We start from the raw sequence: 12,706 nt of genomic DNA, 5'->3' as shown, positions 1-12,706 counted from the left end.
TTTATTCATCAATATACGGAAGGAAAATCTATGAAAATAACAAAAGTAGCCGTTGCAGGGACACTGGAATCCAGTGATGTTCAAGTACGGGTTCAACCTTTTGATTCACTCGATATTGAAATCAATAGCTCAGTAGCAAAACAATTTGGTGAACAAATTGAAGCGACAGTTCGTGAAGTATTAGCAAAACTTGGCATTACAGCAGCACAAGTCATTGTAGAAGACAAAGGGGCGTTAGATTGCGTGTTACAAGCTCGAGTAAAAGCTGCTGCAATGCGTGCAACTGATGAAATGATTAACTGGGAGGCTCTGTTATGAAATTAAGAAGAAGTATGTTATTTGTGCCAGGCTCAAATGCCGCCATGTTAAGTAATAGCTTTATTTATAAACCAGATTCCATTATGTTTGACTTAGAAGATGCGGTTGCTCTCAAAGAAAAAGATTCTGCTCGTTTATTAGTCGCTCACGCACTTCAACATCCGCTTTATAAAGAAATTGAGACCGTAGTTCGTGTTAATCCGCTAGATTCTGAATTTGGTTTATTGGATTTGAATGCGGTAGTGCGTGCGGGTGTGGATGTGGTACGTATGCCAAAAACTGAAAGCGCGCAAGATGTGCTAGAGATGGATCAAGCCATTACTGAAATTGAGAAATCCTGCGGTCGAGAAGTCGGTTCGACTAAAATGTTAGCGGCTATTGAATCTCCATTAGGCATTACTCAAGCCAATCAAATCGCTTTCTCTTCTAAACGTTTAATTGGAATTGCATTGGGTGCAGAAGACTATGTGCGTAATTTGAAAACTGAGCGTTCTGCAGAGGGGATTGAATTACTTTTCGCTCGTTGTTCTATTTTACAAGCTGCACGTGCTGCTGGCATTCAGGTCTTTGACACCGTGTATTCCAACGCAAACAATGAAGAAGGCTTCTTAAAAGAGGCTGCGTTAATTAAACAGCTTGGTTTTGACGGTAAATCCTTAATCAACCCACGCCAAATTGAATTGTTACACAACTTATTTGCACCGACACAAAAAGACGTGGAGCAGGCAAAACGCATTATTGAAGCGGCAGCAGAAGCTGAACGACAAGGGGCTGGTGTTGTTTCGTTAAACGGTAAAATGATTGACGCACCGATTATTGATCGCGCAAAACTTGTATTAGAACGTGCGAAATCAGGTGTTCGTGAAGAGTAAGGGAGATAAAAAGATGACAACAAGAGAACAACGTATTGAAAAATATCACGCTGATCGCTCAGTCTATCAAGCGGTGCCTAAATCTGAATCCCTTTCTCGTACAGCGAAAGATCGCAAACTTTGTACCTCTCTAGAAGAAGCGATTAAACGCTCTGGCTTAAAAGATGGTATGACTGTTTCATTTCATCATGCTTTTCGGGGCGGAGATTTTGTGGTGAATATGGTGATGAATAAAATTGCCGAAATGGGTTTCAAAAATCTGACCCTTGCATCTTCATCTTTAATTGATAGCCACTTCCCGATTGTCGAACATATCAAAAATGGCGTGGTCACCAAAATCTATTCTTCTGGTTTACGCGGTGAACTTGCAGAGCAAATCTCTCGCGGTTTATTGAATGAACCTGTAAATATTCATTCTCATGGTGGACGTGTTCACTTAGTAAAATCTGGCGAATTAAAAATTGACGTTGCTTTTTTAGGCGTGCCTTGCTGTGACACATTCGGTAATGCCAATGGATTTACTGGAAAAAGTAAATGCGGCTCTCTAGGCTATGCGCGTGTCGATGCTGAATATGCTGACAAAGTTGTGTTGCTCACAGAGGAATTTGTTGAATACCCGCACCACCCAATCAGCATAGCTCAAGATCAAGTAGATTTAATCGTGCAAGTTGAAGCAGTCGGTGACCCGAAAAAAATTGGTGGTGGTGCAACCCGAATGACTACCAATGCACGCGAATTACTCATTGCGCGTAAATGTGCAGAAGTAATTTTTGCCAGTGGTTATTTTAAAGATGGCTTCTCATTACAAACTGGTTCTGGGGGGGCAGCATTAGCTGTTACACGCTTTCTAGAAGAAAAAATGCGTCGTGAAAATATCACTGCAGATTTCGCACTTGGCGGAATTACTGCAAGTATGGTGGCATTACATGAGACTGGTCTTATTAAAAAATTATTAGATGTACAAAGCTTTGATTCTGTTGCAGCTGAATCACTTGCCCGTAACCCAAATCATATTGAAGTCTCCGCTAACCAATATGCGAATTACAGTTCCAAAGGCGCATCTGTTGAACGTTTAGATATGGTGATTCTTTCTGCTTTAGAAATCGACACTAAATTTAACGTGAATGTATTGACTGGCTCTGACGGTGTGATTCGCGGTGCATCTGGTGGTCATTGTGATACCGCAGCTTCTGCACAAGTAGCAATCATTGTGGCACCATTAGTTCGTGGTCGTATTCCAACCGTGGTGGAAAACGTGATTACCTGTGTAACACCTGGTGAAAACGTCGATATTCTCGTTACCGATCATGGTGTAGCAGTAAATCCTAAACGTCCAGATTTGATTGAAGCTTTAAGCAAAACAGACATTCCATTGTTGACTATTGAACAACTTTGTGAACGTGCTTACAGCATTACTGGTAAACCAAAAGAAATTGAGTTTACTAATAAACCTGTGGCTATTGTTCGTTATCGTGATGGTTCGGTGATTGATACGGTGTATCAAGTTAAAGACTAGAATCAGCATTACAAGCGATCTACTTTCAATAGCCAAAATTAACTCTTGTCTTCCCATGATTATCAGGAAAGGAGCCCAAAGAGTTGAAAGGGACTCGATTAGCTCTTTCAGCTTTCGCCAGCACCATATAAATGGAAAGAGTTAAGAAAATTTATTTTTATACAAAAGAGCGGTCAAATTTTGCAGCATTTTTTTACGACATTCTCTACAGAGGGTTCAAAAATTTCACTTGAAGCATTGCTTAATGCTCGAGAGGAACGTGCAATTTTACAACAACAGCTTATAACACAATATGGACAAACCTTACTTTGCATCACTTTAACTGCTGTGGGTGGCGTAAAAAAAAATGCTTTGTTGGATTATGTTTTTACAAAAGCTCTAGAAAATCTGACCGCACTTTTTACTCAGTTAAACATCACAGCAGTAAAAGAAATAGTCCGTCCGTTAGAAACGGGGCATGAAGCCTATTTTGTAGTACCGATAGATGCTCGTACGCTAAAAGTGCTGATGATTGAATTGGAAGAAAGTATTCCTCTTGCTCGTTTGTGGGATTTAGATGTGTTTAATGCTAAAGGCAATCTACTTAGTCGTACAGATTTTGATCTTTCTCCAAGAACTTGTTTAGTGTGCGGAGAAAATGCAAAAATCTGTGCGAGAACCCGCAAGCACGAGATTGATGAGATTGTGGATAAAATTCAATCTCTCGCACAGAATCATGATTTCGCAGAACATATTGGTGAACAAGTTTATCTGGCATTAATACAAGAGGCTCGCTTATCGCCAAAACCTGGTTTAGTGGATGCCATCAATAACGGTTCGCACAAAGATATGAACCTACATACTTTTGAGCAAAGTGCGATTAGCTTAAAACCTTTTTTTACGCAGTTTGTTCTCAAAGGCATGATGACCGCGCATTTGTCTGAAAATCAAATTCTCTCTGAAATTCGTCCTTTAGGTTTATTGGCGGAAAAAGCAATGTTTAAAGTTACTGATGGCGTAAACACCCACAAAGGTGCTATTTTTTCTTTTGGTTTAGTGTGTACGGCAATTGGACGATTATTGGCACAAAAAAGTTTGGCTCAAAGTGCGGTAGATTTTGATGTTAAATTAATCTGCTCACTTGTTGCACAATTTACTCAAGGTTTAACGGATGAACTCAAAAATTATCCTGAACACTTGCCTAGTACGGCTGGAGTGCGTTTATTCCAAAAATATGGCTTAACAGGTGTCCGTGGCGAAGCAGAAAATGGTTTTAATCTCATTCAAACGTTGTTGCCACAATTTGATGAGTACCATCAGTTAGAATGGGAACATCGTTTACTGATTTTGTTGTTGAATTTAATGGCAATTAACTCCGACACTAACGTGGTTCATCGAGGTGGTTTAGCAGGATTGCATTTCATACAGCAAACAGCACGGGATCTGCTTACAGATCAACATCTTGTGACAGATAAAGTAGCACTGACACAAGCATTAATGAAATTTGATACCGCCTGCATTGAACGTAATTTAAGTTCGGGCGGTAGTGCTGATTTATTAGCACTAACAATTTTCTTTTTATCATTTAGAGGTAATTAATATGGCATTATCCAAAAATACAAAACTGGTGATTTTAATGGCTATCCCATTGATCACTTTCTTACTACCTGCTCCTGATGGGCTTTCTTTGATTGCTTGGCGATTACTTGGTGTTTATATCGCCACTATCGTTGGGCTTGTGCTTAAACCTTATGGCGAGCCCGTTATCTTATTGGCTGCAATTGCGGTTTCTGGCGTTATCATCGGTAATACTGAAGGGGCGAAAGAATTGGTTAAAGTCGGCAATATGTTGGATGGTTATAAATCTGGCACAACATGGCTTATTTTTACCGCATTCACTTTGAGTTCAGCATTTGTAATCACAGGTCTAGGTAAACGTATCGCCTATCATATGATCGGCGCAATGGGTAGCACAACCCTACGCTTAGGCTATGTTACCATGTTCTTAGATCTTTTACTCTCGCCAGCAACGCCCTCTAACACCGCGCGTTCAGGTGGGATTATCTTTCCAATCATTAATAGCGTAGTCGTTGCTCTTGGTTCAGATCCAGAAAAAAGCCCGAAAAAAGCAGGGCGTTATTTGATGATGAACGTATATATGGTGGTTAAAACTACCTCTTATATTTTCTTAACCGCAATGGCTCCTAATGCCTTAGCTCTTTCATTAATGGCACCAATTCTTGGTTTTGAAACCACTTGGATCAAATGGTTCTTAGCTGCATCCGTACCCGGCTTACTCTGCTTATTCTTAATTCCGTTAATTTGTTATTGGGTATCTCCACCAGAATTGAAAAAAGTGGATAATAAAGCCATTGCGAAAAAAGGCTTAGAAGAATTAGGTCCAATGTCTTTTCGTGAAAAAGCACTCAGCTTGTTATTCGTAATTGCATTATTCGGCTGGATTTTCTCTAATTCACTTCATATCAATGCTACCATTGTTGCAATCATTGTAATGGTGCTTTGTATTGTATTAAGTATTGTGACCTGGGACGATATCCTAAAAAGCAAAGGCGCATGGAATACCCTAGTATGGTATGGTGGTATCATCGGTATGTCTGGCTTGCTTGAAAAATCTGGCTTTTTCAAATGGTTAGCAAACACCTTAAGTACCATACTTCAGTTTGAGGGACATGGTATGATAGCGTTAATAGTGATTCTTACCTTAAGTGTCTCTGTACGTTATTTATTCGCATCAGGCGGTGCATATGTAGCTGCAATGGTACCCGTATTTGCAACAGTCGGACATGTAACAGGCGCTCCTACTGAATTGCTTGCTCTAGGCTTAGCCTTTGCTAATTCTTATGGTGGTTCAGTAACTCACTACGGAGGCGGACCAGGTCCAATTGCATTCGGTGCAGGTTATAATGATATAAAATCTTGGTGGATTACTGGCGCGATCATTGCTTTTGGCAGTTTAATTATCCATCTAACTATCGGTATGGCATGGTGGAAATTATTAATGAGTTTAGGCTGGTTATAAGCTAATCTTTTTTAAATTTAACTGCTATTTTGACGGTGTAGTAGACAAAGTAGTTGATTATAAATATATGCTTGCGTTTTCACTAAAAAGTGAGCTCTATTTAATTTAAGGATTAAGTCCTGTAATCTACAGGGCTTAATCCTTTTGGTTTACCTTGAATATACACATCGTTGTAATCGCGATAAGCTAGTATTTCCTTTAATTTTATGAACTAATATTTACCTCATACTGCATTATATCTTGAGTATATTTATGAATATCTTATTTTTTAATGATTTACAAGCCTTTCTAGCTTATCAAAATATTCTGTTTAGTGTCTTTCACCGAATATTCACTAGCCAGAATCAGCGCAAGCCTGTAGAATAGCCCATTGCTTTATTTAACTAATTATTTATAACACCTAACGATATTGTAGAAAATGACTCAAAAATTACATATTAAAACTTGGGGCTGCCAGATGAATGAATATGATTCATCTAAAATGGCAGATCTTTTATTAAGCACCCACGGATTAGAACTCACGGAAGCACCTGAAGAAGCAGACGTATTATTATTAAATACCTGTTCTATTCGTGAAAAAGCACAAGAAAAAGTGTTCCACCAACTTGGGCGTTGGAAAGAATTAAAGAAAAATAATCCAAATTTAGTGATTGGTGTGGGCGGCTGTGTAGCCTCTCAAGAAGGTGAACATATTCGCCATCGTGCGCCTTATGTGGATATTATTTTTGGCCCGCAAACTTTGCATCGCTTGCCTGAAATGATTAATCAAATTCGTGGTGGAAAAAGTTCCGTCGTAGACGTAAGTTTCCCTGAAATTGAGAAATTTGACCGCTTACCTGAACCTCGCGCAGAAGGCCCAACGGCATTTGTTTCCATTATGGAAGGCTGTAATAAATACTGTACTTTTTGTGTTGTGCCTTATACTCGTGGAGAAGAAGTTAGCCGTCCCGTAGATGATGTGTTATTTGAAATTGCGCAACTTGCGGAACAAGGTGTGCGTGAGGTAAATCTACTTGGTCAAAATGTAAATGCTTATCGTGGGCCAACGCATGATGGTCAAATTTGTAGCTTTGCTGAGTTGCTTCGTCTTGTCGCATCAATTGATGGTATTGACCGTTTACGTTTCACAACCAGTCATCCAATAGAATTTACCGATGATATTATTGATGTGTATCGTGATACGCCTGAATTAGTGAGTTTCTTACATCTTCCAGTGCAAGCAGGTTCTGACCGTGTATTAACAATGATGAAACGTGGTCATACCGCATTAGAATATAAATCTATTATTCGTAAACTTCGTGCAGTGCGCCCAGATATTCAAATCAGCTCAGACTTTATTGTTGGTTTCCCAGGTGAAACGGCGGAAGATTTTGAGCAAACTATGAATTTGATTGCACAAGTGAACTTTGATATGAGCTTCAGTTTTGTGTACTCAGCCCGACCAGGTACGCCAGCAGCAGATATGCCAGATGATGTGACGGAAGATGAAAAGAAACAGCGTCTTTATGTGCTACAAGAGCGTATTAATCAACAAGCGGCACAATTTAGCCGTCGTATGCTTGGCACAGAGCAGCGCGTGTTAGTTGAAGGCCCATCGAAGAAAGATATTATGGAATTGACGGGACGTACTGAAACGAATCGTATTGTTAATTTCCAAGGTTCTCCAGAAATGATCGGTAAGTTTGTGGATGTGAAAATCACTGATGTTTATACTAATTCGTTACGTGGCGAAGTGGTGCGTACTGAAGATGAAATGGGATTACGTATTGCGCAGTCTCCACAAGAAGTGATGAATCGCACACGTAAAGAAGATGAATTAGGCGTAGGGCGTTATCACGGCTAATTAAAATACTGAAATATTTAACCGCACTTTGAGAGATTAAAGTGCGGTTATTTTTTTAGAGATATATGGTTTAGATTTGCCAATCTATCGGTTTTATTCCGTGGCTTTCCAAATATGAATTTGTTTTGGAAAAATGATGACAACCAAAGAAACCTCGATGTGCTGACAATGGGGAAGGGTGTGGCGCCGTTAAAACAAAGTGACGAGTGCGGTCAATAATTTGCCCTTTTTTTTGTGCGTGACTGCCCCAAAGTAAAAACACCAGTTTTTCACGATGTTCATTGAGTACTGCAATAACTTTATCTGTAAACCTTTCCCAACCTAAATTGGCGTGTGAATGTGCCATACCTTGTTCCACGGTAAGCACAGTGTTAAGTAGCAACACCCCTTGTTCTGCCCATTTGACTAAATAACCATTTGATGGCATTTGAAATCCCGAAATATCTTGTGTGAGTTCTTTATATATATTTAATAGGGAAGGGGGAATCGCTACTTCAGGTTTTACTGAAAAAGCCAATCCATGAGCTTGGTTTGGTCCATGATAAGGATCCTGACCTAAAATCACCACTTTTACATCTTCAAAAGCGGTATATTTGAATGCATTAAATACCTCTTCTTGTGGTGGATAAATTGTTTTCCCGTTTGCTCTTGCAAGATGAACCTGTTGTAGTGTGTGTTGAAAGTAAGGTTGCGCTTTTTCTGTTCCGATAACGTCTGTCCAGTTTTTCATTATTTTATCCTATTAATAAGTTTTTATTCATTATAAACAAAAACATTCATTCAATAAAAAGTTAAATTAATGTTAAATTATTGATATAAATTTTATTTAAAAATTAATAAATTTTAATTTAGATCAAATTTATAAAAATTAATTAAAAAAATAACCTGCTCTTTATCAAATAAATCTAAAATAATTTGAAATATTAAAATGATTTGATAAAATTTGTACAGTTTTATTATTATTTTCGTGCCAATTAGGAGGCTATTATGATTAAAGGTATTCAAATTACTCAAGCAGCAAATGACAATTTGCTTAATTCATTCTGGTTATTAGACAGCGAAAAAAATGAAGCGCGTTGCTTATGTGCAAAAGGCGAATTTGCTGAAGACCAAGTTGTTGCTGTTAGCGAATTAGGTCAAATCGAATACCGTGAATTACCGGTAAACGTAGCGCCAACTGTTAAAGTTGAAGGTGGTCAACACTTAAACGTAAACGTATTACGTCGTGAAACGTTAGAAGATGCGGTAAATAACCCAGATAAATATCCACAATTAACTATCCGTGTTTCTGGTTACGCAGTACGTTTCAACTCTTTAACGCCAGAACAACAACGCGACGTTATCACTCGTACTTTCACTGAAAGTCTATAATTTCAGTTTGAATGAAAAAAGAAACCCCGAAGTCATTCGGGGTTTTGTTTTATCTAAAAAGTTTGAAAATTTGACCGCACTTTATTGATAAGAAAATGTATAAGTGGCAATTGCTTTCACTGTTCCAGGCTTCACATTTCCATTTGTATTGACATAATAAGCTCGGAATAAGACGGAAGGATTATTTTGAACACCAGATGAAAACGCCCATTGATTTTCTGTGCCTTTTGCGGAACTTTCAGGCCCATATTTTAAAGCGGGCGTATTCCAATTATTATAGAGTTTAATTCCGATACCTTTTGCGCTTGAATCCGCGGTTAAACTTAAAATATCACTCCGATTATTTACATTGGATTGATCGGTTAATGTGCTATAAACACGAATCCCACCCCATAAACCACTTCGCGATGAATTATCACAACGTAAACCAATTTCGAATTTACCGCCATAAACTTCATCTCCTTGAGTTGCGATACTACGCTGAGAAATAGTTAGCAATTTGAGCGTAATATCCTTTGGCGTGGTTAAAACACAAGTGTGAGGGGTAACCCTAAATCTGAATGAATTAAGAATAAATTTTGTAATTTTATTGCCTGTATATTCGCCATATCTGCTATCGGATCGGCGACGAGGTTCAATTTCGCCAATTTCTGTACGAGGAATGGTATATTCCCCTAAGGGAGGTTGTTTTAGAAGAACAGGAATCACTTTCGCTGAGGCTCCTTGACTTGATGTTGTGCACCATCCCTTAAACACTTTTTGCCAAGAATTACCATTAACAGCCACAGGTCTATTGGTATCGCCAGCATAGACTAAAATCCCAATATATTCATTCCCTATATCATAAATAGATTGGTTATCTATGGTGCCAATAACAGGTAAATTAGATCTTGCATAAAGTTCTGTGCAAAAATTATCGCCATTGTTATGACCCTGAATAAAAGTATATTTGTAGGGATCGTTTGTAAAAAACGCATTAGCGAAATTATCAAACTTGCGTGGTAAGTCATCTGCGGAGTAATGGCGTGAATATAAAGGAATGGTGCCATCTGCCATTTTTGCTCCCAACTCAAAGGGCGCAACGATATCATACTCCATACTAGAGCCTCTGTAGTGATAACCATCGCCATTAGGACGACGTTCAAATGATAGAGAGGACAAAGAGTAACAACATAAGCCTGTTAGAAATATTATTTTTTTCCACATATAATTCTCAACTTTTATTTACATTTCACATCATAAATTTGCATTGTTTCTGATTCATTATCTAAATTGACTTGATAATCAAAATAACATTGCTCGTTTTTCCCTAATCCCCAAGAAACAGCAAGTGTGCCTTTTGCTTTCGTTAAATTATTCGCAAAAAGAACGCCACCTTGCCCAACATAGCCTACGAGATTTCCTTTATCATCTTTAGCTTCAGTTGCCATTGGTAGAATAACGCCTTTTGGCGTTGCCACATTAAATAGCACTATCGTCGTTTTTTTCGTATCAAAATTGACTAGATTGATGCTATTGGCGCGTGGCACGATTTGTTGTTCTGTTGAATCAAATTCTATATTTATTGGTAAATGGGTCGGATCAATACCAATATAGTTAATAGAATAAGGGGAGGTGTAAGGCACAATAGCATTACCGAAATAATCTAAAGTTTGCCCCATACCAGTTGCCGTAACTAACGCACCTTTTGCGCCTTTAGCGTGAATAATGGCAAAATTATCTCCTACTGTTTGCCCTAACGTCACACCATAAGAATGTGCAACAACAGAACCAGAGGCGGTCATTGAGACTTGACGATTGTGTTGATTATCTTGTCCTACAGAGAATTGATAATCGCCGACATCGGCTCGGTAGCCCACATTCGCAGAAACAGAACGATTATTTTGATTATTGCTCGCGGCGGATAATGCATAATTAAATTGATTATATTGACCTGTTGAACCGCTTACGCTACTTTGCGCATTGTTATAACGTCGATTATGTGTAAATGTTGAAGACACATATTGTTCGCCCAATGGAATAGAAAAGCTTAAATACAGGCTGTTATCGCGTGTTTTTCTTTCTTGATCAACTGATTGTGAAAAACCAATTTGATAATTTAATCGTTTCCAATTATTACTGTAAGAAAGTTGGTATTCATTACGTACCCCGCTTTTTCCCCAGTAACTATAAGTTGAACCAATTAAATAAAGCACACCCCATTTTTCGCCAAGATTTTGATTAATTGAAAGTTGATATTGATTCTTAGGGCGAGAAAATAGTGAATTTCTTAAGGCTTCATTGGCAAGATTATAGTCATTATTTTTCGCCCAAATGACATCTCTCAATGTATAGAAATCTTTTGAATAATAGCGATAAGCCGCTAAAGTTACATTTGTTTTAGTCGAAAGTACATTTACGCTATAACTTGCGTGCAGGCTATAACCGTTTTTCTTTTCTCTCGTTTCATCAAAGATGCTTTGTGCAAAGGTGGCATCTGCAGAAAATGCGCCAATTGGCGTATTTAGGCTTGCGCCTAGCAATTCTGCACGATAATTTTTATGTAATGTTATTCCGCTATTAATCGTGAAATTATTTAATAAACCATATTGCAATGTACTTTGTAATACATTATCTGGATATATTTCGGAACCATAACGATAACGACCGTAAGCAGTTTGATAACGAAATTGTCCCATTCTGATCAAAGGTGCAATATTAGCAAATGGCACTGTGAATGTGCGTATTTGCCCATTTGATTCTGTAATTTCAACGACTAAATCACCACTATAGCCACTTGGATAAAGATCTGTAATCGTAAAAGCACCTGCAGGAACAGAAGTTTGATAAATAATTGAACCATTCTGACGAATTGTCACATTGGCATTACTATTCGCGACACCTTGAACAATAGGCGCGTAACCACGCATTGAGGAGGGGAGCATTCGATCATCTGAAGCCACTTTTAATCCACGTAAAGACATCCCCTCCACTAATTCGCCAGATGTATAGAAATCACCCAATGTTACGATCCCTCTAATAGCGGCAAAATCTTTTTGTAAATAGGTTTCTGTACTTTCATAGTGACTATTTTGGTTTTGATCTACTGACTTTTGCCAATTTTTAGAGCCAGAATGTCGTAATGCCCAACTGCCTATATTGGCTCCAGCACGAATACCAAGATAAGATTGCGCTAAGGTATTATTCCCATTCTTATAGCGATAATGGTTGGCATTGTAATTTAAGAAGACGGCAGGTTCGCCATCTTGCCAACGACTTGGAGAAATATAACCGCGTGGACGTTGCACGGTAAGAGCCTGAGGAATTTCCACGTTAAGACGTAAAAGTCCTGTATCAAATTCTGTTTTTACTTGTGAAATTGCTGTATTTATAGGCACGCATATTGAATTAGACGCAGATTGTAAAAAAGCATTCGGTTGTAAATCTAAGATTTCCCCTAATTCAGGGGTTAAACAAAGCGAAATACCCTGTTCAGTATCATCAAAACGCAGTTGTAAATGCCCTTTGTTAATATTATTGACAAAAATTTCTGCGGGATAATGACCTGCTAAAACCGCATTTTTTTCATTAAAACGGCGAATATCCACCACAGGTGCATTTTCACTTTGTCGTAAAAAGCCTGCATCAAATTCATCATCTGCGTGAACATAAAATGACAGGCTAAAACATAAAGCGAGCCCGCAATAAATTGGATGTAATTGATATTTTTGTAGCATTATTAATGTTCTTATTTGATTAATTAGAAAAAAGTGCGGTGAAATTTCACT

10 protein-coding genes are annotated in these 12,706 nt (G+C 38.3%); 7 read left to right on the top strand and 3 right to left on the bottom strand.

Features of this window, described 5'->3' with window-relative positions; all coding sequences use genetic code 11:
* Positions 1–30 precede the first annotated feature (30 nt).
* From citD to miaB, 6 genes are all read left to right on the top strand, one after another.
* Complete coding sequence (citD, locus tag DQN49_RS09595; protein WP_006995725.1) at positions 31–318, top strand: citrate lyase acyl carrier protein; 288 nt, start codon at positions 31–33, stop codon at positions 316–318.
* Positions 315–1,190 (top strand): citrate (pro-3S)-lyase subunit beta, encoded by an 876-nt coding sequence (gene citE, locus DQN49_RS09590; protein ID WP_006995726.1) that lies wholly within the window; start codon positions 315–317, stop codon positions 1,188–1,190. The genes citD and citE overlap by 4 nt, the downstream gene beginning before the upstream one ends.
* 13 nt (positions 1,191–1,203) lie before the next feature.
* Positions 1,204–2,706 (top strand): citrate lyase subunit alpha, encoded by a 1,503-nt coding sequence (citF, locus tag DQN49_RS09585; RefSeq protein WP_032826271.1) that lies wholly within the window; start codon positions 1,204–1,206, stop codon positions 2,704–2,706.
* Positions 2,707–2,886: 180 nt separating this feature from the next.
* On the top strand, positions 2,887–4,284 hold the full coding sequence (gene citG / locus DQN49_RS09580; RefSeq protein WP_006995728.1) for a triphosphoribosyl-dephospho-CoA synthase CitG: 1,398 nt from the start codon (positions 2,887–2,889) through the stop codon (positions 4,282–4,284).
* A 1-nt stretch (position 4,285) separates the two neighbouring features.
* Complete coding sequence (locus DQN49_RS09575) at positions 4,286–5,725, top strand: anion permease (RefSeq protein ID WP_006995729.1); 1,440 nt, start codon at positions 4,286–4,288, stop codon at positions 5,723–5,725.
* Positions 5,726–6,143: 418 nt separating this feature from the next.
* Positions 6,144–7,568, top strand: a complete 1,425-nt coding sequence (gene miaB, locus DQN49_RS09570) for a tRNA (N6-isopentenyl adenosine(37)-C2)-methylthiotransferase MiaB (protein ID WP_005657832.1) — start codon at positions 6,144–6,146, stop codon at positions 7,566–7,568.
* A gap of 70 nt (positions 7,569–7,638) precedes the next feature.
* On the opposite strand, the gene ung is transcribed toward miaB, so the two are convergent.
* Entirely contained in the window at positions 7,639–8,298 is a 660-nt protein-coding gene (gene ung, locus DQN49_RS09565; RefSeq protein ID WP_006995730.1) for a uracil-DNA glycosylase, read from the bottom strand.
* 257 nt (positions 8,299–8,555) lie between these two features.
* Here ung and grcA point away from each other — a divergent pair, with 257 nt between their 5' ends.
* A complete protein-coding gene (gene grcA, locus DQN49_RS09560) occupies positions 8,556–8,939 on the top strand; it encodes an autonomous glycyl radical cofactor GrcA (RefSeq protein WP_005628746.1) in 384 nt (127 codons plus the stop codon).
* Positions 8,940–9,020: 81 nt separating this feature from the next.
* On the opposite strand, the gene DQN49_RS09555 is transcribed toward grcA, so the two are convergent.
* Positions 9,021–10,100, bottom strand: coding sequence for a fimbrial protein (locus DQN49_RS09555; protein WP_223395574.1), 1,080 nt, complete (start codon positions 10,098–10,100; stop codon positions 9,021–9,023).
* A 59-nt stretch (positions 10,101–10,159) separates the two neighbouring features.
* Positions 10,160–12,655 (bottom strand): fimbria/pilus outer membrane usher protein, encoded by a 2,496-nt coding sequence (locus tag DQN49_RS09550; RefSeq protein WP_006995732.1) that lies wholly within the window; start codon positions 12,653–12,655, stop codon positions 10,160–10,162.
* Between the last annotated feature and the right edge of the window lie 51 nt (positions 12,656–12,706).

This window comes from Haemophilus aegyptius (assembly GCF_900475885.1).
GTDB classification, from domain to species: Bacteria; Pseudomonadota; Gammaproteobacteria; order Enterobacterales; family Pasteurellaceae; genus Haemophilus; species Haemophilus influenzae.
The sequence above is the reverse complement of the archived record's forward strand: the minus strand, read 5'-3'. Positions and strand labels throughout refer to the sequence as shown.